Below are 567 nucleotides of genomic sequence, written 5' to 3' on the forward strand. Positions count from 1 at the left end.
ATCATCACAGATATCTTCATTAGCTGTTAAAGAGGCATTGCTATGAATATATGAAGAACCAGAGATAAGAGCATCACAAATAACGGCATCATCAAAAACACGTGATTCATCACAAATGTAAGCAGAGCCACTTATTTTTGCATTGCCTCCGACATGAGCATCATCACAAATGACAGCATTATCGGAAATATGAGCATGATCAGTGACACGGGCGTTATCATAAATTTGTGCATTGCCTTCAATTACAACGGCGTTGCTAGCATGCGCATTACCAGACAGTTTTGCATTGTCCTTTAATGTCATACCTTCAAAAATAGCATTCCCATAAATTTGAGCATTACCATAGACATCAACAAAAAAGCTTTTTACTTTAGCATTTCCAAAGACGCGTGCATTTTGAAAGACCCGAGCTTTATTATACACCCAGCAATTACCTTCATGAGATAAGTTGCTTTCATTTTCAATATACCCCCCTAAATCGCCTTTTTTGACATCATCAAAATCTCTTAAGGCTCTAATTCGAGTTAAGAAATGACCATCGATATATTCACAATCATCAATAAATTC

General features: G+C 36.5%; 1 protein-coding gene. It reads right to left on the reverse strand.

Annotated features, from left to right (window positions below):
- Positions 1–567 (reverse strand): hypothetical protein (locus tag ACFINX_RS10385; protein ID WP_375668829.1); only part of this gene is annotated, 567 nt, incomplete at both ends.

It is taken from the genome of Bartonella sp. AP36NXGY, assembly GCF_042195865.1.
Classification (GTDB): Bacteria; Pseudomonadota; Alphaproteobacteria; order Rhizobiales; family Rhizobiaceae; genus Bartonella.